Annotated in this window: 18 protein-coding genes and 1 pseudogene; 8 read left to right on the forward strand and 11 right to left on the reverse strand. The window is 70.5% G+C overall.

What is annotated here, in order from left to right; genetic code table 11:
• Positions 1-22 precede the first annotated feature (22 nt).
• Genes GAS53_RS12150 through GAS53_RS12160 form a run of 3 tightly spaced genes read right to left on the reverse strand, consistent with a single transcriptional unit; the run spans position 23 to position 1,882 of the window.
• Positions 23-778, reverse strand: coding sequence for a DUF3710 domain-containing protein (locus tag GAS53_RS12150; protein WP_151477529.1), 756 nt, complete (start codon positions 776-778; stop codon positions 23-25).
• Position 779: 1 nt separating this feature from the next.
• The gene (dut, locus tag GAS53_RS12155) at positions 780-1,301 is read right to left on the reverse strand and encodes a dUTP diphosphatase (protein WP_151477530.1); all 522 of its coding nucleotides are present in this window, start codon (positions 1,299-1,301) and stop codon (positions 780-782) included.
• Positions 1,298-1,882, reverse strand: a complete 585-nt coding sequence (locus GAS53_RS12160) for a PaaI family thioesterase (RefSeq protein ID WP_151477531.1) — start codon at positions 1,880-1,882, stop codon at positions 1,298-1,300. Before GAS53_RS12160 ends, dut begins: the two co-directional genes overlap by 4 nt.
• 58 nt (positions 1,883-1,940) lie before the next feature.
• Between GAS53_RS12160 and GAS53_RS12165 the strand changes: the two genes are divergently transcribed.
• On the forward strand, positions 1,941-2,402 hold the full coding sequence (locus tag GAS53_RS12165) for a DUF3093 domain-containing protein (RefSeq protein ID WP_151477532.1): 462 nt from the start codon (positions 1,941-1,943) through the stop codon (positions 2,400-2,402).
• 13 nt (positions 2,403-2,415) lie between these two features.
• Here the strand turns inward: GAS53_RS12165 and GAS53_RS12170 are convergent, their stop codons facing one another.
• The 4 genes from GAS53_RS12170 to GAS53_RS12185 all read right to left on the reverse strand — a co-directional run bounded on the left by GAS53_RS12170 (position 2,416) and on the right by GAS53_RS12185 (position 5,919).
• Positions 2,416-3,312 (reverse strand): hypothetical protein, encoded by an 897-nt coding sequence (locus GAS53_RS12170; RefSeq protein ID WP_151477533.1) that lies wholly within the window; start codon positions 3,310-3,312, stop codon positions 2,416-2,418.
• 13 nt (positions 3,313-3,325) lie between these two features.
• A complete protein-coding gene (locus GAS53_RS12175) occupies positions 3,326-3,622 on the reverse strand; it encodes a DUF4193 domain-containing protein (RefSeq protein ID WP_005481602.1) in 297 nt (98 codons plus the stop codon).
• Between the two features lie 393 nt (positions 3,623-4,015).
• Complete coding sequence (locus GAS53_RS12180; RefSeq protein WP_151477534.1) at positions 4,016-5,260, reverse strand: sensor histidine kinase; 1,245 nt, start codon at positions 5,258-5,260, stop codon at positions 4,016-4,018.
• 5 nt (positions 5,261-5,265) lie between these two features.
• The gene (locus GAS53_RS12185) at positions 5,266-5,919 is read right to left on the reverse strand and encodes a response regulator transcription factor (protein WP_151477535.1); all 654 of its coding nucleotides are present in this window, start codon (positions 5,917-5,919) and stop codon (positions 5,266-5,268) included.
• A 392-nt stretch (positions 5,920-6,311) separates the two neighbouring features.
• On the opposite strand from GAS53_RS12185, the gene GAS53_RS55095 reads away from it, so the two are divergent.
• Positions 6,312-6,485 (forward strand): hypothetical protein, encoded by a 174-nt coding sequence (locus tag GAS53_RS55095; RefSeq protein WP_189841132.1) that lies wholly within the window; start codon positions 6,312-6,314, stop codon positions 6,483-6,485.
• Positions 6,486-6,761: 276 nt separating this feature from the next.
• Here the strand turns inward: GAS53_RS55095 and GAS53_RS12195 are convergent, their stop codons facing one another.
• Both GAS53_RS12195 and GAS53_RS12200 read right to left on the reverse strand, forming a co-directional pair.
• Entirely contained in the window at positions 6,762-7,574 is an 813-nt protein-coding gene (locus GAS53_RS12195) for an inositol monophosphatase family protein (protein WP_151477536.1), read from the reverse strand.
• An 8-nt stretch (positions 7,575-7,582) separates the two neighbouring features.
• Entirely contained in the window at positions 7,583-8,710 is a 1,128-nt protein-coding gene (locus GAS53_RS12200; protein WP_151477537.1) for a ferrochelatase, read from the reverse strand.
• A gap of 162 nt (positions 8,711-8,872) precedes the next feature.
• On the opposite strand from GAS53_RS12200, the pseudogene GAS53_RS58305 reads away from it, so the two are divergent.
• The 3 genes and pseudogenes from GAS53_RS58305 to sepH form a co-directional block, all read left to right on the forward strand.
• Positions 8,873-10,116 (forward strand): annotated as a pseudogene (locus tag GAS53_RS58305) (MFS transporter); the annotation flags it as partial.
• Positions 10,076-11,395 (forward strand): D-arabinono-1,4-lactone oxidase, encoded by a 1,320-nt coding sequence (locus tag GAS53_RS12220; protein ID WP_151477538.1) that lies wholly within the window; start codon positions 10,076-10,078, stop codon positions 11,393-11,395. The pseudogene GAS53_RS58305 and the gene GAS53_RS12220, both read left to right, overlap by 41 nt.
• 495 nt (positions 11,396-11,890) lie before the next feature.
• Complete coding sequence (sepH, locus tag GAS53_RS12225; RefSeq protein WP_151477539.1) at positions 11,891-12,985, forward strand: septation protein SepH; 1,095 nt, start codon at positions 11,891-11,893, stop codon at positions 12,983-12,985.
• Positions 12,986-13,079: 94 nt separating this feature from the next.
• Here sepH and GAS53_RS12230 read toward each other — a convergent pair whose 3' ends face one another.
• Complete coding sequence (locus GAS53_RS12230) at positions 13,080-13,907, reverse strand: sulfurtransferase (RefSeq protein ID WP_151477540.1); 828 nt, start codon at positions 13,905-13,907, stop codon at positions 13,080-13,082.
• Positions 13,908-14,220: 313 nt separating this feature from the next.
• Between GAS53_RS12230 and GAS53_RS12235 the strand changes: the two genes are divergently transcribed.
• Positions 14,221-15,015, forward strand: a complete 795-nt coding sequence (locus tag GAS53_RS12235; protein ID WP_151477541.1) for a VOC family protein — start codon at positions 14,221-14,223, stop codon at positions 15,013-15,015.
• Positions 15,016-15,238: 223 nt separating this feature from the next.
• Here GAS53_RS12235 and GAS53_RS12240 read toward each other — a convergent pair whose 3' ends face one another.
• Positions 15,239-16,177: an AraC-like ligand-binding domain-containing protein gene (locus GAS53_RS12240; protein WP_151477542.1), complete on the reverse strand. Its 939-nt coding sequence runs from the start codon at positions 16,175-16,177 to the stop codon at positions 15,239-15,241.
• Positions 16,178-16,344: 167 nt separating this feature from the next.
• On the opposite strand from GAS53_RS12240, the gene GAS53_RS12245 reads away from it, so the two are divergent.
• Positions 16,345-17,865: a GMC family oxidoreductase gene (locus GAS53_RS12245; protein WP_151477543.1), complete on the forward strand. Its 1,521-nt coding sequence runs from the start codon at positions 16,345-16,347 to the stop codon at positions 17,863-17,865.
• 37 nt (positions 17,866-17,902) lie between these two features.
• Positions 17,903-19,366 (forward strand): benzaldehyde dehydrogenase, encoded by a 1,464-nt coding sequence (locus tag GAS53_RS12250; protein ID WP_151477544.1) that lies wholly within the window; start codon positions 17,903-17,905, stop codon positions 19,364-19,366.
• Positions 19,367-19,457 lie beyond the last annotated feature (91 nt).

Here is a 19,457-nt window from a genome sequence, read left to right on the forward strand (position 1 = left end):
TCGCGCACTTCCGTGTACGCGCCTACCGGACCTCGGTGATCTCCGGTCCGCGCTGCAACTGCCCCATGCCGCCGGAGAAGCGGGAACCGGCCTGCTCCTCCTGCTGGACGTTCTCGGCGACCATCTGCGCGTCGTCCGGCAGCTTCAGGACGATCGGGTCGCGCGGGGCCATCGGACCCTCGCCGCGGACCACCACGGTGTCCCGGAAGATCTGCTCCAGCAGACCGGCGGCCTGCGGCTGCACCGCGCCCTGGCCGGAGATCACTCCGCGCAGGAACCAGCGGGGGCCGTCCACGCCGACGAACCGGACGACCTGGAAGCCGCCCGTCCCGTCCGGCAGCTGCACCGGTACCTGAGCGCGCAGCTCCCAGCCCAGCGGGCCCTCGACCTCGTCGATGACACCGCCCTGCTGGGTGATGCCGGTGGCGATCTCCTCGCGCACCTCGCCCCAGATGCCCTCGCGCTTGGGGGCGGCGAAGGCCTGCAGCTGCACGGCGCTGTCCTTCAGCACCACGGTCGCCGCGACGATGGCGTCGCCCGCGACCTCCACACGAAGCTCCATGCCGTCGACCCCGGGCACGAAGAGACCGCCCAGGTCGACCCGGCCCTCGGCCGGATCGCGTACCTCGGAGCTGTCCCAGGGGCCGTCGGGGCGCGGCTCCGGCTCGAGCCGCACGCGCTCCGCCTCGTCCGCCTCAGTGTCGACACTGTCGACGACCTGCTCGGCCTCGCCCGCCGCGTCCTCGGCGGCACTGCCCTTCTTGCGACGTCCGAACACGTCACTGTCCTTCCCGGTCGGATACGACCGAAGCGTATCGATTCCCACCCGCTGTGCCGCCCACAGCGGCATGCCCGCCGGTGGACCCGAAGCCCCCTGCGGCCCGCGCCGAGTCGGGAAGCTCCGCCACCTCCTGGAAGCGCACCTTCTCGACCTGCTGGACGACCAGTTGGGCAATCCGGTCGAAGCGCTCGAACCGCACGGACTCGCGCGGGTCGAGATTCACCACGATCACCTTGATCTCCCCACGGTACCCGGCATCCACCGTCCCCGGGGCATTCACGAGAGCGACACCGCAGCGGGCGGCGAGCCCGGAACGCGGGTGCACGAAGGCCGCGTACCCCTCGGGGAGCGCGATGCACACTCCCGTGGGCAGCACGGCACGTTCGCCCGGCTCGAGTACGCGGCTCTCCGTCGTCCGGAGGTCCGCGCCGGCGTCGCCGGGGTGCGCGTATTCCGGCAGCGGTACATCCGGGTCGACGCGCTTGATCAGCACGCCCACGGGAGTCGGGGGCGGGGTCACGGGTTCACCTCGAAGGCACGGGCACGGCGGACCTGGTCCGGGTCGTCCATGGCGGCCCGGATCTCCTCCGGGCGGCCGTTGTCGATGAAGTGGTCGACCTTCACCTCGAGGAAGAGGGCGTTCGCGCGGACGGCGACGGGCCCGTCGGGGCTGCCGATCCGTCCCGTGGCGGACGAGTAGATCTTGCGTCCGGCCACCGCCGTGACCTCGGCCTCCAGATGCAGCACCGTACCGACGGGTACGGGCCGTACGAAGTCGGTCTCCAGCCGTCCGGTCACGGCGATGGTGCGCAGCAGCCAGTTCAGCGAACCGAGGGTCTCGTCGAGGGCGCTCGCGAGGACTCCGCCGTGCGCGAGGCCGGGAGCGCCCTGGTGGGCGGGCTTCACGGTGAACTCGGCGATGATCTTCACGCCTTCACCCGCGCGGGCCTCCAGGTGCAGCCCGTGCGGCTGCTCACCACCGCAGCCGAAGCACTGGCCGTAGTGCGCGCCGAGCAGCTCGCCCGGGGCGGGCGCGTCGGGGTGCCGCACCGGCGCCACGGCGTCGGCCGGGGGCCGCAGAGCTGAAGATGTACCACTCACAGGCGCAGACCTTACCTCCGCGTCAGCGGACCGCACGCACCGTGGCAGGCTTGGCCGTATGCAGCCCTCCGCCTCGCCGTACGAAGAACGTCTGACCGCGCCCCGCTCCTGGTGGCTCATCTGCCTCCTGGTGGGCGTCTCGATGGCCCTGATCCTGCTGCCGTTCGGCACGCTGCCCCTCCTGGGCGGCCTCGTCGGCGGCACGGCGGCCGCGGCGGTGGTGGCCAGTTCGTACGGCTCCGCGCGGATCCGCGTGGTGGCCGGCTCCCTGATCGCGGGCGACGCCAAGATCCCGGTCTCCGCCCTGGGCGAGACCCACATCCTCGACCCCGAAGAGGCGCGCGCCTGGCGTACATTCAAGGCCGATCCCCGCGCCTTCATGCTCCTGCGCGCCTACGTCCCCACGGCTCTGCGGGTGGACATCACGGACCCGTCGGACCCGACCCCGTACGTGTACCTGTCGACCCGGGAGCCGGAGCGCCTGGCGGCGGCGCTGGAGGCGGCGCGGACGTCGGAGTAGGTCCGCCTTCGACTCAGCGCCCGAGCTCCTTGCGGATCTCCCCCATGGTCAGTGGGTCGGCGGGCTTCTCCAGGGGCGGCAGCGCGGGAAGCGCGTCCCACGGCACCTGCGCCTTGCGGAGGTCCTTGCGGATGCGCTCCGCGAGCTTTCTCGTGTCACGGCGGTTCATGACCGCCCCGACGGCGGCGCCGACCATGAACGGCATCAGGTTCGGCAGGTTTCTGACCATGCGCTTCATGATCTGCTGGCGCAGCTCGCGCTTCATCTGGCCCCCGAGGGCCGCGTTGAGCGTCGACGGCTTGGTCACGTCGATGCCGCGCTCCTCCGACCACGAGTTCAGATACGTGGTGGTGCGCTGCTTCAGATTGCCCGGCGGCCGCAGGCCGTAGACCTCGTACAGCTCGGCGATCAGCTTCAGCTCGATCGCGGCGACGCCGGTCACCTCGGCGGCCAGCTCCGTGGGCATCGCGGGCGGTACGGGCATCATCGCGGCGGCGCCGACTCCCGCGCCCACCGTGGACGTCGCGTTGCAGGCGCCCGCGACGAGTTTGTCCGCGAGCTGCTCGGGACCGAGGCCCGGGAACTGCTTCCGGAGCGTCGCGAGGTCCCGTACGGGGATACGCGGGGCGTTCTCGATGATCCGGTCGGTGAGGTACGCCAGGCCCGCCCTGGCCCGGCTGCCGCCCTTGCGGACACCTTCCCTGACCCCGTGGCCGACGGCGGCCGCTCTGCGTTTGGCGACAGGCGCCTTCGAATCCGGCACCGCCAGGGCACCCGAGGCGCCTGTCGCTTCCACTGCTTCGAGCGAGGCCGGGCGGCCCCGCTCGTCGTCACGCATGCCGTCCGGAGACGGACCGGCCGCTCCCTGGTCACGAAAGCGGCGCTTCCAGGGCGGGGTCGAGCCAGTCACGGCCGACCCTGCCTCAGTCGCAGTCGCGGCAGATCGGCTGGCCGTTCTTCTCGCGGGCCAGCTGGCTGCGGTGGTGGACCAGGAAGCAGCTCATGCAGGTGAACTCGTCCTGCTGCTTCGGCAGGACCCGGACGGCCAACTCCTCGTTCGAGAGGTCCGCGCCGGGCAGCTCCAGGCCTTCCGCGGCCTCGAACTCGTCCACGTCGACCGCCGAAGTCGACTTGTCGTTCCGGCGAGCCTTCAGTTCTTCAAGGCTGTCCGAATCGACGTCGTCGTCGGTCTTGCGTGGGGTGTCGTAATCCGTTGCCATGTCGCTCTCCCCCTCTGGGTGTCTGCGGTGTCTCCAGCGCACGTAACGCGTGAGAGGCCGGACTTGTGCCCGACCCGAGGCGGAGATTTTGCCTCACATCAAGGTCTGTTACTCAATCGACACCCAACCGGACCCCTCAAGAGTGATCGGCTTGGATGGCGAACGGGACCGTACACGGTCCGAATGCCGCACTTCAAAGGCGTCTCACCGTGTACTTCCCGTGATCTCGACCCCCGAAAACCCGGATTTTCCCGGCTTTCCGACAGCCTTCTTGATCACGGAGAGTAGATGGCCGGAAATTCGCCCTTGTGATCGATCACACACGAGACCGCCAGGTGCATGCCCAGAAAATTCCGCGCAAAGCGAACATCCTCGTGTGTGGGCGACATGGTCTCAGACAGGCAGGGTGACTCGCATCACCAGCCCACCTCCCTCGCGCGGTTCCGCGACGATATGACCGCCGTGGGCACGGGCCACCGATCGCGCGATCGACAGGCCCAGACCAACGCCCTTGTCGCTTCCCGTGCGCTCCGTACGCAGCCGCCGGAACGGCTCGAAAATATTGTCGAGCTCGTACGCGGGGACCACGGGCCCGGTGTTGGACACCACGAAGACCGCCTGGCCGTGCTGAATCTCGGTGGTGACCTCGACCCAGCCGTGCTCCGGCACGTTGTACCGCACGGCGTTCTGTACGAGGTTCAGGGCGATGCGCTCCAGCAGGACGCCGTTGCCCTGGACGACCGCGGCGGACTGCTCTCCACGGATCTCCACGCCCTTCGCCTCCGCCTCGCCGCGTACCTGGTCGATGGCCTGCGAGGCGACCTCGGCGAGGTCGACCGGTTTGCGCTCGACGATCTGGTTGTCGCTGCGGGCGAGCAGCAGCAGGCCCTCGACGAGCTGCTCGCTGCGCTCGTTCGTGGCGAGCAGGGTCTTGCCGAGTTGCTGCAGCTCCACGGGTGCCCCTGGATCCGAGAGATGCACCTCCAGGAGCGTGCGGTTGATCGCGAGAGGCGTGCGCAGCTCGTGCGACGCGTTCCCCACGAACCTCTGCTGGGCCGTGAAGGCCCGCTGCAGCCGCTCCAGCATGTCGTCGAAGGTGTCCGCCAGCTCCTTGAGCTCGTCGTCCGGACCGTCCAGCTCGATCCGCCGCGACAGGTCCGAACCGGCCACCGCGCGCGCAGTGCGGGTGATCCGGCCGAGCGGCGAGAGCACCCGGCCGGCCATCGCGTAGCCGAAGGCGAACGCGATCACAGCGAGGCCGAGGAGGGCGAGGAGGGAGCGGCTGAGGAGGTCGTCAAGGGCGTGCCGGCGCTGGTAGTCGATGCAGTTGCTGATCGCCGCGTTGAACTCGCCGAGCGTCTGGTTGGAGTTGACCGCGGGGCAGTTCTCGCTGGTGACCTTGATATCGGTGCCGCCCGCGATCTTGAACAGCGGATCGCTGCCCGTGTTCAGCGCCTGTGCCGCCAGCAGATAGATGATCGACAACAGCAGGATGCCGGCGATCAGGAACATCCCGCCGTACAGCAGCGTGAGCCGTATCCGGATGGTCGGGCGCAGCCAAGGGAACGGGGGTTCCGGCCTCCGCGGGTCCCAGGTGGGCTTCGGAGGCGCCATGGGGGGCGCGTGCTTCGTGGCCACCACAATCAGATCCGGTAGCCGGAGCCGGGCACCGTGACGATGACCGGGGGCTCCCCGAGCTTCCGGCGCAGGGTCATCACGGTGACGCGCACGACATTCGTGAACGGGTCGGTGTTCTCGTCCCAGGCCTTCTCCAGGAGCTGCTCGGCGGAGACGACGGCGCCCTCGCTGCGCAGCAGCACCTCCAGGACGGCGAACTCCTTGGGCGCGAGCTGGATCTCCTTGCCATCGCGGAACACCTCGCGCCGGTTGGGGTCGAGCTTGATGCCGGCCCGCTCCAGGACGGGCGGCAGCGGCAGGCTCGTACGCCGGCCGAGGGCACGCACGCGTGCCGTCAGTTCACTGAACGCGAAAGGCTTGGGGAGGTAGTCGTCGGCACCGATCTCCAGGCCCTCGACCCGGTCGCTGACGTCCCCGGAGGCCGTCAGCATCAGCACGCGCGTGGGCATGCCGAGCTCGACGATCTTGCGGCAGACGTCGTCGCCGTGGACCAGCGGGAGGTCGCGGTCGAGGACGACCACGTCATAGTCGTTGACTCCGATGCGCTCCAGGGCGGCCGCACCGTCGTACACGACGTCGACGGCCATGGCCTCCCGGCGCAGTCCGGTGGCCACCGCATCGGCGAGCAGTTGCTCGTCCTCGACGACGAGTACGCGCACGTCGCTTGTCCTTCCTCTGTCCACCCGCGTAGCGCCTTCTCGGCGCACGCGGGCAGGGCCTGATGGGGGTTGGACCTCCATCCTGCCCTTTTCGGCCATAAGTCGGCTGTAAGACGGGTGAGGGGGCCAGGGAATGCGAGATTTTCTCGTGCGGTTGAGGTTTCCGTGGAAGGGAGCGCGGGGAGGACGGCTTTACACCCCGCGATCACGCTCTGCTTGTGCCGCACCACCATGCGGTACACCATGGTCCGCTTTCCGCAGGGCGGGCGTGGGTGTCCGGCACCGTCGCCGCCCAGCCCGGGCAGCGCTGGGCACCCAGGAGACGTGATCGCCCCTTCCGAACGGCACACCCCCGTGCCACCGACCCACGACCCAGGACGAGGGGGCGCAGCATGGACGCATTCACCGCAGGACTTCTGCAGCGCATAAGGGCGACCGAGTCCGACCTGACGATGGCTCGCGAGACCGGCGACGACTTCCTCGCGGAGGTCGAGCAGGCCGAGCTCGACGACCTGCACCGCCTTGCCGCCGAGCACGGCGTGGAGGTCGGCGCGTCACGCGTCTGATCAGCTCGCACGAGAGCGGGGCCCCGGCATCGATCCAGTGCCGGGGCGCCCCTTTTTTTGGCTCGGTTCGCCTCCGGGGCGCCAAAGCCTGTGTCGAGACGACGATCGTGCTCGACCCTCCTTCGTCGGGCCTCCGCGCGTTCGCTCTCTCGACACAGGCGCGCCCCTTCGGCTCACTCGCCGCTGTTGTGTACGCGGTTCACTTGTCGCCGTTGTTGGACTCGGTGTCAGGCGCGGTTGTACTCGGTGTCAGCGGCGCCGGACGTGTACGCACCGTCAGTCGTGCCAGGCGCCCAGTTCCTCCAGGCGGGTCTGGAGCGGCTCGAAGAGGTCGGGTGGGGCCGCCACGGTCAGGTCGGTCGAGAGGGGCTCTCCGGGGCGTCCACCGGTCAGCGCGCCCGCTTCCCGGGCGATCAGGTCACCGGCGGCGTAGTCCCAGGGGTTCAGCCCGCGCTCGTAGTACGCGTCCAGGCGGCCCGTCGCCACATCGCACAGGTCGATCGCCGCCGAGCCACCACGGCGGATGTCCCGGACCTGGGGAATCAGCTGCCCGACCACCTCGGCCTGCCGGACCCGGCGCTCGGCGAGATAGCCGAAGCCGGTGCCGACCAGGGCCAGCCCGAAGGCGGGAGCGGGCCGCACACGCGCGGGGCGGTCGTTCACGTACGCGCCCTCGCCCAGGACGGCGCGGTAGGTCTCGCCGCGCATCGGGGCGTGCACGACGCCGACGACCGTCTCGCCGTCCTTGCGGACCGCGATGGACACTGCCCAGCTGGGCAGTCCGTACAGGTAGTTGACCGTCCCGTCGAGCGGGTCGATCACCCACTGGACGCCACTGCTGCCCTCGACGCTGGCGCCCTCCTCGCCGAGCACGCCGTCGTCCGGCCTGCGGTCGGCGAGCAGACCGGTGATCAGCTTCTCGGAGGCGATGTCCATCTCGGTGACGACGTCGACGGCGCTGGACTTGGTGGCGGCCACGCCGAGGTCCTCGGGGCGGCCGTCGCGCAGGAAGGCGCCCGCGCGGTGGGCCGCGTCGAGTGCGATCTCCAGGAGCTCGGCCTTCAGCTCGTCGTTCGCTGTGGCGGTCACGGCGCTCCTCACGCGTACTGGCTGTCGGCGCCCGCGGCGGCGGGCTTGGGGGTGCGGGCCGGGCAGCAGCCCATGGGGCAGAGGTCGTGGCTCGGGCCCAGCGTGCCGAGGGCGCAGGGCGTGACGGCCCTGCCGCTCTCGGCGGCGGCCCGCTCCAGGACGAGGTCGCGGATCGCGGCGGCGAACCGCGGGTCGGCGCCCACGGTGGCCGAGCGGCGCACCGGCAACCCGAGCTCCTCGGCCTTGACCTTCGCCTCCGTGTCCAGGTCGTACAGGACTTCCATGTGGTCCGAGACGAACCCGATGGGCGCCATCACGACGGCCGGGACACCGGCGCCGTGCAGCTCCTCCAGGTGGTCGCAGATGTCCGGCTCCAGCCACGGGATGTGCGGGGCGCCGGAGCGCGACTGGTAGACGAGCTGCCAGGCGTGGTCGATCCCGGTCTGCTCGCGCACGGCGTCGGCGATGAGCCCGGCCACGTCCAGGTGCTGCTGCACGTACGCCCCTCCGTCGCCGTGGCCCTCCACGGGCCCGGAGGTGTCCGCGGACGCGTTCGGGATCGAGTGCGTCGTGAAGGCGATGTGCGCGCCCGCGCGGACGTCCTCGGGGAGCTCGGCGAGGGACTTCAGGACGCCCTCGATCATGGGCTCGACGAAGCCCGGGTGATTGAAGTAGTGCCGGATCTTGTCGACCCGGGGCAGCTCCAGGCCCTCGCCCTCGAGGGTCGCCAGGGCTCCGGCGAGGTCCTCGCGGTACTGCCGGCAGCCCGAGTACGAGGCGTACGCGCTCGTGGCGAGGACCAGGACGCGGCGGCGGCCGTCGGCGACCATCTCGCGCAGGGTGTCGGTCAGATACGGGCCCCAGTTCCGGTTGCCCCAGTACACGGGCAGGTCCAGGCCGTGGTCCGCGAAGTCCTTGCGGAGGGCGTCCAGCAGGGCGCGGTTCTGGTCGTTGATCGGGCTGACCCCGCCGAACAGGAAGTAGTGCTGCCCGACTTCCTTGAGGCGTTCCTTGGGGATGCCTCGTCCACGCGTCACGTTCTCCAGGAACGGGACCACGTCGTCGGGACCTTCGGGGCCGCCGAACGAGAGCAGGAGCAGGGCGTCGTAGGGGCTGGCATCGAGCACGTCTCGCATGCCTCGATCCTGCCACCCGGCTCCGACAGCCGGACAACGGTGGGGGGCCGGACGGCAGGCGGGCAGGGTGACGGGCGAAGTCGGCAGATGCGTTAGGGTCGCCTAACTCGTAAGCTGTATCAGCCGAATTCACGCCTTACCGGATTCTCACCGGAGACCCCCGTGCCCAGCCCCTACCGCGCCCTGTTCGCCGCCCCCGGCTCCAAGGGCTTCACCACCGCGGGCCTCCTCGGCCGGATGCCGCTGTCGATGATGGGCATCGGCGTGGTCACGATGATCTCCCAGCTCACCGGGCGGTACAGGCTCGCGGGCGCCCTCTCGGCGACCCTCGCGCTGTCCGCGGCAGTGATCGGTCCGCAGATCTCGCGGCTTGTGGACCAGGACGGGCAGCGCCGCGCGCTATGGCCCGCGACGCTGTTCGCCCTCACCGCCGCGCCCGGACTGCTGCTGGCGGGCTGTTTCCTGGCGGCCGGCGTCTTCACGACCCAGCGCGCCACCGAACCGTTCCTGAAGACCGAGCGGGAGTGAGCCCGATCAGCCGCACGCCCCGAACGGTCTTGGGCGCACTGGTCCCCGGCGTACTCAACCCCGGGGCGGCGACACGCATCCCGTGCGTGGTCCGATCCCAGGAGGCCAGTTCCCTTGCGACCTGGCCAGTGGACACGGCCAGAGGCGACGGGGAGGCCCTGAACCATCACTCCGGTGGAGCAGGGGCCCCGCACGCTGGCGCCGTATCCGGCGTCCCAGATCGCACGGACACGCTAACCCGGTCGGCCCAGGACCCTGCAAGCCTGCGACCGGACCATCACACGATCGAGCTAATGCGACCTTATGCGCACACGTCGCTGAACGGCGCGGTCGACGTGGTCACCATCGCCTTCGCCGACGAGGAGGGCCACAAGGGGGCAGCGAGCGTCGTCCTGGCCGTGTACGCGGCGGGCTCCTGTGCGGCGGGGGCCGTGTTCGGGCTGCTGCGCTTCAAGGGGGCGCCCGCCCGCAGGTGGGTGCTGGGCGTATGCGCCATGGCCGTGAGTATGATCCCCCTCCTACTGGTCGGAAACTTGCCGTTCCTGGCCGTGGCGCTGTTCGTTGCGGGCCTGTCCATCGCGCCGACGATGATCACGACGATGGCCCTCGTCGAACTGCACGTACCACGCGCGAAACTGACCGAGGGCATGACGTGGGTGAGCACCGGACTCGCGGTCGGGGTCGCGCTCGGCTCCTCCCTGTCCGGCTGGGTGATCGACACGGCCGGGGCGCGGGCCGGGTACGGGGTTCCGGTCGCCGCCGGGGCCGTCGCGGTCGCGGTCGGTTTCCTCGGGTATCGCCGGCTCAGCAGGCCGGTTCCGCAGCGGGGAGGGACCCATGAGCAGCACAGCGAGCGGGCAGAGCGGCACCTGGCGTAACTGGGCCGGGAACGTCACCGCCCGGCCGGCCCGGGAGGTCACTCCGGCCTCCGTCGAGGAACTCGCCGCCGCCGTGCGCCAGGCCGCGGAGGACGGGCTCAGGGTGAAGGCCGTCGGCACCGGCCACTCCTTCACGGCCGCCGCCGCGACCGACGGCGTGTTGATCCGCCCTCAACTGTTGACCGGTATCCGCAGGATCGACCGTGAGGCAGGCACCGTCACCGTTGAGGCGGGCACCCCGCTCAAGCGTCTCAACCTGGCTCTCGCGCGCGAGGGACTGTCGCTCACGAACATGGGCGACATCATGGAGCAGACGGTTTCGGGGGCGACCAGCACCGGAACCCACGGCACCGGGCGTGACTCGGCCTCGATCGCCGCCCAGATCAAGGGTCTTGAGCTGGTGACGGCCGACGGTTCGGTCCTCACCTGCTCCGAGAAGGAGAACCCCGAGGTCTTCGCGGCCGCTCGCATGGGCATAGGCGCCCTGGGTGTCGTCACCGCGATCACCTTCTCCGTAGAGCCCATTTTTCTGCTCACGGCCCGTGAGGAGCCGATGAGCTTCGACGAGGTCACGAGCACCTTCGACGAACTGTTCACGGAGAACGAGCACTTCGAGTTCTACTGGTTCCCGCACACCGGCAACTGCAACACCAAGCGCAACAACCGCAGCGCGGGCCCGGAGAAGCCGGTCGGCACCGTCCGTGGCCTCTTCGAGGACGAGTTCCTCTCCAACGGCGTCTTCCAGGTGGCCAATTACGTCGGCCGGGCCGTGCCCGCCACGATCCCCTCGATCGCGAAGATCTCCAGTCGCGCCCTGTCCGCGCGCACCTACACCGACATTCCCTACAAGGTCTTCACTTCCCCTCGCCGGGTGCGCTTCATGGAGATGGAGTACGGGGTCCCGCGTGCGGCCCTCGTCGAGACGCTGCGCGAACTGAAGGCCATGGTCGACCGTTCACCGCTGCGGATCAGCTTCCCGGTGGAGGTGCGCACGGCGCCCGAGGACGACATCACGCTCTCCACGGCGTCCGGCCGGGACACCGCGTACATCGCAGTGCACATGTTCAAAGGCACGCCGTACCAGGCGTACTTCAGCGCCGCCGAGCGGATCTTCACCGCGCACGAGGGGCGGCCGCACTGGGGCAAGATCCACTCGCGCGACGCGGAGTACTTCGCGGAGGTCTACCCGCGCTTCGGCGAGTTCACCGAGCTGCGGGACCGGCTCGACCCGGAACGTCGGTTCGGGAACGACTACTTGCGCCGGGTGCTGGGGACGTAACCGCGCCGGTCGGTGGGTCGCCCGAAAGATTCGGGCCGGAAGTGTGCACGAGACGCGGGAAGTTTGCGCGAGAAGGGGACGTACGGGCGAAACGATAAGTTCCGTTTCTGGTGATTCCGCATGGCGCGTCGCGCGTCATGGTCACGAGAACGTCGCCCCGGGCGGCCAACTCCCGCCCCCGGACAGAAGTTCGGCGGCGTGCCGATCCACGCAAGTGGCCCGAATGGAGTACTGTTGCGAGCCCTGGGTCCGGACACTCGCCAGGGCGTCCGGGGCCTTCCAGGACCGCCGGGAGGGGGCTCGTTGCACAGGGTGATGAGGTTCGTCACTTAGCGTTGCGAATAGGTAACCGTGCCATAACGGCGATCCAGGGCCACCGCCCGACACGCCGGGCAACTCGGCAAGGTTGTGGCAGGCTGCACCCGGGCAGGCCACACTCGACTAGCGGAAGCAGCGACGCACGTGACGTCGGCAGGCACCACCCGGGAGGTCCCCATGCCCGAACTGCGTGTCGTGGCCGTCTCTAACGACGGCACACGGCTGGTGCTGAAGGCTGCGGACAGCACGGAGTACACGCTTCCGATCGATGAGCGTCTGCGCGCCGCCGTTCGCGGCGACCGTCCCCGCCTCGGCCAGATCGAGATCGAGGTGGAGAGCCATCTCCGCCCCCGAGACATTCAGGCGCGTATACGTGCGGGAGCGTCCGCCGAAGAGGTCGCCCAGCTCGCCGGTATCCCCGTCGACCGTGTGCGCCGCTTCGAGGGTCCCGTTCTCGCCGAGCGTGCCTTCATGGCGGAGCGAGCCCGGAAGACCCCTGTCCGCCGCCCAGGCGAAACCACCGGCCCCCAGCTGGGCGAGGCGGTGCAGGAGAGGCTCCTGCTGCGCGGCGCCGACAAGGAGACCGTCCAGTGGGACTCCTGGCGCCGCGACGACGGCACCTGGGAGGTCCTGCTGGTCTACCGGGTGGCGGGCGAACCGCACTCGGCGAGCTGGACGTACGACCCGCCGCGGCGGCTCGTCCAGGCCGTCGACGACGAGGCGCGCTCGCTGATCGGCGAGACCGACGACCTCGCCACGTCCGAGCCCAGCTTCCCCTTCGTGCCGCGCATCGCCAGGCTGCCGCGCGACCGTCAGATGGACCGGGCCCTGGACCGGCAGACGGAGCGGCCGAGCCTGCCCTCGCCGTCGCCAGAGCCGGACGTCGAGGACAGCCCCGCCGAGCGCGAACGCGAACGCGATTCGCTCACCAGCCTCCTGGAGGCGGTGCCCAGCTTCCGCGGCGACATGGTGGTGCCCGAGCGCCCGTCGACCGCTCCCGCCGCCTCGACCACCTCCACCACGGAGCGTCCCGAGGCGGAGGAACCGCTGGCCCCGGAGCCCGAGGCGGAGGAGCCCCCGGCTCCCGCGGCCTCGGCCGGTTCCGCCTACGCGGACGTGCTCATGCCGCGCTCGGTGGGCAGCCACCGCGACCGGCTCGTCGGCTCCACCGACCGGCAGGCCGAGGCGGACGGGGTCCGACCGGGCCGTAGAGCGGCCGTGCCGAGCTGGGACGAGATCGTCTTCGGGACGCGCCGGAAGAAGCAGGACTAATCGGTTGTACGTGGCTGGGGCTCGCACCGTTTCGGTGCGAGCCCTTTCCGCTTCCGCGGGCCTTTCCGAGGGCGCCCACTCCCTCGTCGCGGAACTAATGCGGGTCGGGCCCGGTCGCGACCGGGCGGCTGTCGTCCTGGGACCACTCCGACCAGGAGCCCGCGTACAGCGCGGCCGGGATGCCCGCGACCGCCAGTGCGAGGACCTCGTGCGCGCCGGAGACGCCCGAGCCGCAGTAGACGCCGACTTCGGAAGTGCCGGTCGCGCCCAGGGACTTGAAGCGTTCGGCGAGTTCGGCGGCCGGGAGGAAGTGGCCGGATTCCGCCACGTTCTCCGTGGTCGGTGCCGAGACCGCCCCGGGGATGTGGCCGCCCACCCGGTCGATCGGCTCGACGTCGCCCCGGTAGCGCTCGGCGGCCCGGGCGTCGAGAAGCAGACCCGTGCGGGCCAGCGCCGCGGCGCCGTCGGCGTCGAGCAGGGGCAGCGCGCCGGGGGCCGGTACGAAGGTGCCGGCGACCGGAGTCGACTCGCCGGACTCGAGCGGGCCGCCCCAGGCCGCGAGGCCGCCGTCAAGCACACGCACCGACGGGTGACCCGTCCAGCGCAGCAGCCACCAGGCACGTGCGGCGGCCCAGCCGAGCCCTCCGTCGTACACAACGACATCGCGGTCCGCGGACACGCCGGCCGCTCGCATGGCCGCGCCGAAGACCTCTATGTCGGGCAGCGGATGACGGCCCGCCGCACCGGCCGGAGCAGCGAGTTCCGAGTCCAGGTCCACGTAGACGGCCCTTGGAATGTGCCCTTCCGTATAGGCGGAGCGCAGGTTCGGACCGCCCAGCTGCCAGCGGATGTCCAGCACGACCGGGGGGTTCGGACCCGCCAGGTCGCTCGCGAGTCGGGATGCGGAGATGATGGCGTTCATGGCCACCATCCTTGCGCACGGGGTGGCCGCATCGTCCAGCTCCGGCTACTCTGCTCGGCCGGACCGGCCCGACCACACGGCGTGCGGGCGCGGCCACACGCTGTACAGCCGATGGACACCAGCAGGCAATCGCGGGGAAACGGATGGGCACCGGCAAATCGGGCATCCTCCCGCCGTGGGCCGTTCGGCCGGGGCGCGCCCAGCCCCCGGTGGTGCGAACATCGGCACCGGGCGCGGAAGCGCTCGGCGGCGGTACGCGCGTTTCGGAAGCGGAAGTGAAGCGGCCTCACGAGGCGCCGAGGAGAGGGTGACGATGACCGAGGCACGGGGGTCGGCCGGCCTGAACGGCACTGCGCACGCGCCCGGCACACCCTGCTGGGTGAGTCTGATGGTGCACGGGATGGCCGCGACCCAGGAGTTCTACGGGGAACTGTTCGGCTGGGACTTCCAGCCGGGCCCACAGCAGCTGGGCGCGTATGTGCGGGCGCAGCTCGACGGCCAGGAGGTGGCGGGTATCGGCCAGCTTCCGCCCGACCGCCATCTGCCCATCGCGTGGACGCCCTACCTCGCCTCGGACGACGTGGACCTGACGGCCGAGACGGTCCGGCACTGCGGCGGCACGGTCGGCGTCGGTCCCCTGGACGCCGAAGACGCCGGCCGCCTGGCGATCGCCTCTGACCCCTCGGGCGCCGTGTTCGGCGTCTGGCAGGCCGCGGCCCACCTCGGCACGGGCATCACCGGCGTCCCCGGCACTCCCACCTGGAACGAACTCATCACCCGCGACTCCGCCGGCGTCGCCAAGTTCTACGAGACGGTCTTCGGCTTTGAGGAGGAGCCCGTCGTCTCCGCCGACTTCGACTACATCACCCTCCACATCAAGGGCCGCCCGGTGGCCGGCATCCATGGTGTCGGCAACGCCCTGCCGCGCGACCGCGGCCCGCACTGGATGACGTACTTCGAGGTCGCCGACGTGGACGCCGCCCTCACCCACGTCCTCGACCTCGGCGGGCACGTCCTCAAGCCGGCCCGCGACACCCCCCACGGCCGCATCGCCACGGTGGCGGATCCGGAGGGCGCGGTGTTCTCGGTGGTGCGGACCAGCCACTGATGTGACTCCGAGTGCGGGCCACCACATGGTCGCCGTCCAGATGACGTCGGCGTGTGAGCGGTGCGCTGAGGCCGGCCCGCTCGTCAGCACCTCAGGTCAGGGTGGGTAACCGCGCTCCTGGGGCCGTCTGTTGGCCGTGCTCCTCCCTCAGGGAAGGTACGGCCGACGGCCCTTCTACATGGCCGGATCCACGGGGCGGCGAGGCTCTCGTGAGGTCCGGCGACTACACGGCGTCGCGACGGGCAGCCGAGGGGTTCACGCCGTACTTGGCGTGGAAGGCGCGGGTGAAGTGCGCCTGGCCGACGAAGCACCAGTGGGCGGCGATCGCCGCGATGCTGCGATGGGCGAGCAGAGGGTCGGCCAGGTCACGCATCGCCGCTTCGAGGCGGCGAGATCGGATGTAGTCGGTGACGGTGCATGACTCGTGCTCGAACAGCCGGTGCAGTGTGCGCGCGCTCATGTGGTGCACGGCGGCGACCCGCGCATGGGTCAGATCCGGTTCGGCGAGGTGCGCTCTGATGTAGTTCAGGATCTGCAACCGCAATGCGTCCGCTGCGCCATCGTCGCCACAGGGGGCGGCGTCGCTCAACGCCGCTGCCACCAGATGCAGCCCTGCTTCACCGAGCCGGTCGGCGGACGTCCGGTGGATCGAATCTCGCTGCGATACCGCGGAGGACACGTAGCCGGCCAGCACCGCGCCTGGTCCGTCCGCGAGTGGATGGGCACGGCTCATCGACGTGACGACCATGCGCTCGGGCAGGCTCAACGCGCCCCGGGGGAAAGCCATGACCGCGCACGACCATTGCCGCTCCAGTCGCAGGTGGTACGGCCTGCCGGTGTCGTAGATCGCCATCTGCCCGGGCGCGATCGAGATCTCGCGATCGTCCTGGCACACGGTGGCGTACCCGCTCAACTGCACGCAGACCTTGAGCAGGTCGATCGGCGTCTGCCGGACGGCCCGGGGAGTGCGCCGCACGACCTGCGGCGTGCCGCTCACCCGGTAGGCCGCGATCGCCCCGAGCTGCGTACCGGCCATCTGCCCATGGGCGTCCCGCGCTCCGATGGCCTCGGGGACGAGCCGACCGAAAGCACTGCCCAACTGCTCTCGCCAGAGTTCGGCCGGGTGAGGGCTTGACTGTTCTGTCCATGCGGTCGACGACATCACTGTGTGCGCCCTCCCACCAGACTTGTCCTTGCACGACAAAGGCCGAGGCGGGATTAGTCAACAACTCTGCAACGTGACTGACAAGAATCTGTAGCAGGTTTTTCACCGCGCGGGCGACGGGGCCCGCCGGACCGCCGAACCAGAGGTGGTGGGCTGTGGTGGCCATGGCTGCTCGTTACGACTACGTGCTGATCGGTGCCGGGTCGGCCGGCTGCGTTCTGGCCGCGCGGCTGTCGGAAGATCACGACACCCGCGTTCTCCTGCTCGAATCCGGTCCTGCCGACGACGCGCCCGAGATTGCCGTGCCACCCGCGTGGCCCGCGCTGTGGGGCACGGAGGTCGACTACTCCTACGACACCGTTCCTCAGTCCGGCACTGGCGGGGTGGTCCACAACTGGCCTCGGGGGCGCACGCTCGGCGGGTCGAGCAGCATCAACGCGATGGTGTACCTGCGTGGGCACGGCGCGGACTTCGACGCGTGGGCCAAGGCGGGCTGCGACGGCTGGGATTACGCCTCCGTGCTGCCCTACTTCCGTCGCATGGAGACCGTCAGCGGCCGGGATCCGCAGTACCGGGGTGAGGGCGGCCCGATGCGTCCGGCTCCGTCGGCGCAGCCGAATCCGCTGTCACAGGTCTTCCTCGACGCGGCGGCGGCGACCGGTCATCCGCTGACGGACGACTTCAACGGAGAGGTGCAGGAGGGTGCCGGCTGGCACGACCTGTCGATCACGGACGGGCACCGCCAGAGCACCGCGGCGGCCTATCTGCACCCGGTCCGTGACAGCCGTCCGAATCTCACGGTCGCGACGGAGTCTCGTGCCCACAGGCTGCTGTTCGACGGCACACGCTGCACCGGTGTCGAGTACGAACGCCGCGGCGAGGTCGTCACCGCGTACGCGGATGCGGAGGTGGTGGTCAGCGCGGGCGCGGTCGACTCGCCTCGGCTGCTGCTTCTCTCCGGTGTGGGCGCGGCCGACGAGTTGGAGCAGGCGGGTGTCGCGGTCGTACACGACCTGCCCGGTGTCGGCCGCAACCTGCACGACCATCCGCTGTGCGGGATCGTGTACGAGGCGAGCCGGCCCATTCCGCCGGGGCTCGCCAACCATGCCGAGGTGTCGATGCTGTGGCGCAGCGACCAGGCCCTCGCGGGCCCGGACATGCAGCTGATGTTCATCCACCTGCCGTTCCACCCACCGACGCTTCAGGCCCCGGAGAACAGCTTCACCTTCGGCGTCGCCACGGTGCCCGAGGCACGCGGCTCGATCCGGATCGCGGGGCCCGATCCGCAGACGCCGCCGCTGATCGATCCGAACTATCTGGGCGCGGAGTCCGACGTGCGCAGGCTGCTGCACGGCATCGAGGTCGCGCGGGAGATCGCCGCCTCCGAACCGTTCGCTCCCTGGCGTGCCCGCGAGGTGCTTCCCGGACCCGACGTCACGGACGAGGCCGGACTGCGGGAGTTCGTCGCCCGGGGCACCGGAACCTACTACCACCCGGTCGGCACCTGCGCGATGGGCGTCGGGCCTGAGGCCGTCGTGGGGCCCGATCTGCGGGTGCACGGCCTGGACGGCCTGCGGGTGGCCGACGCCTCGGTCATGCCGAGGCTCGTCTGCGTCAACACCAACGCCGCCACGATCATGATCGGCGAGAAGGCAGCGGACCTCATCCGCCGGCCCGGCGCCTGACAACCCGAGCTCACGCGAAGCTGAGGAGAACCCCGCGATGACCGAACTTCTCGATGACGTTTCCTGGCAGGGCAAGATCTACAGCAATGGCTGGACCACCGCCCACGGCGGTGTGCTGGACAGCACCGAACCGGCGACGGGTGCCGTCCTGGCCCAGGTCGGCCTGGCCGATGCCGACGACGTGGCGGCCGCGACCGCCCGAGCCGTCCAGGCACAAGCCGACTGGGCCGCGCAGACCGGCCCGTCCCGCGCCGCCGTGATCCGCAAGGCCGCCGCCGTCCTCGCCGACAACCGTGCGGAGTTCGAGCGCTGGCTCGTCCGCGAGGGCGGCGCGGTGCCGGGCAAGGCTGCGTTCGAAGTCGACCTGGTGCTGGGAGAGTTGTGGGAGGCGGCGGCGCTGCCCACCCAGCCCTGGGGACACCTGCTGCCGGCCAGTGAGCCCGGCCGGGAGAGCGTCGCCCGCCGGGTGCCGCTCGGCGTGGTCGGTGTGATCAGTCCGTGGAACTTCCCGCTGATCCTCTCCGTCCGGGCCGTCGCTCCGGCGCTGGCGCTGGGCAACGCGGTCGTCCTGAAGCCGGACGTACAGACGGCGGTGTCAGGAGGCACGCTGGTCGCGCGGCTGTTCGAGGCGGCCGGCCTGCCCGACGGGTTGCTGCATGTGCTGCCCGGGGACGCCGGGCCCGGCGCGGCACTGGTCGAGGACCCGAACGTCGCCATGATCGCCTTCACCGGCTCGACGGCGGTCGGCCGTGAGGTCGGCGCCACCGCGGGGCGCACGCTGAAGCGGGTCTCGCTCGAACTCGGCGGCAACAACGCCCTGATCGTGCTCGACGATGCCGACCTGGAGATCGCCAGTTCGGCGGGAGCCTGGGGCGCGTTCCTGCACCAGGGCCAGGTCTGTATGACCGCGGGCCGGCACATCGTGCTCGAATCCGTCGCCGACGAATACCTCGACCGGCTGGCCAAGCGGGCGCAGGGACTTCCGGTGGGCGATCCGTTCACCGGGCAGGTGGCCCTCGGGCCGCTGATCAACGAGCGGCAGCGGGACAATGTGCACCGGATCGTGGAGGAGACCATCGGGGCGGGGGCCGAGGTCAGGGCCGGCGCCTCGTACGACGGGCTGTTCTACCAGCCCACCGTGCTGGCCGGCGTGACCACGTCGATGCCCGCGTTCCGCGAGGAGATCTTCGGACCCGTCGCACCGGTCGTCGTCGTGCGCGACGCGGACGAGGCGGTCGCGGTCGCCAACAACACCGAGTACGGGCTGGTCGCCGCGGTGCAGACGGGATCCCCTGACCGTGGCCGCGATCTGGCGCGCCGGCTGCGGACCGGCATCGTCCACATCAACGACCAGACCCTGAACAACGACGCGTACGCACCCTTCGGCGGTACGGGCGCCTCCGGCAACGGCAGCCGGTTCGGCTCCCAGAGCAGCTGGGACGAATTCACCCAGTGGCAGTGGGTCACCTTCCGCGAGCAGGCGCACGCCTTCCCCTTCTAGCCATCCGGGGAGCCGCTGTCGAACGTATGCACTTCGGCGTCTGACCGCTGTGCGGTCGTGAGTGTGCCGGGCGGTGAGAACCGCCCGGCAC

It is taken from the genome of Streptomyces albicerus (assembly GCF_008905045.1).
Classification (GTDB): Bacteria; Actinomycetota; Actinomycetes; order Streptomycetales; family Streptomycetaceae; genus Streptomyces; species Streptomyces albicerus.